At 52.4% G+C, this 286-nt stretch carries 1 rRNA gene; it reads left to right on the top strand.

Going from position 1 to position 286, the window contains the following annotated elements:
• A 16S ribosomal RNA gene (locus tag HMPREF2580_RS11140) occupies positions 1 to 286 on the top strand; the annotation flags it as partial.

The following is a 286-nucleotide window of genomic DNA, read 5'->3' as shown; positions in this document are numbered from 1 at the left end:
GTTAGCGGCGGACGGGTGAGTAACACGTGGATAACCTACCTATAAGACTGGGATAACTTCGGGAAACCGGAGCTAATACCGGATAATATGTTGAACCGCATGGTTCAACAGTGAAAGACGGTCTTGCTGTCACTTATAGATGGATCCGCGCCGCATTAGCTAGTTGGTAAGGTAACGGCTTACCAAGGCAACGATGCGTAGCCGACCTGAGAGGGTGATCGGCCACACTGGAACTGAGACACGGTCCAGACTCCTACGGGAGGCAGCAGTAGGGAATCTTCCGCAA

The sequence above is a fragment of the Staphylococcus sp. HMSC036D05 genome (genome assembly GCF_001836225.1).
Taxonomy (GTDB): domain Bacteria; phylum Bacillota; class Bacilli; order Staphylococcales; family Staphylococcaceae; genus Staphylococcus; species Staphylococcus caprae.
Note: the sequence above shows the minus strand (reverse complement) of the source record. Positions and strands in the feature narration are given on the sequence as shown.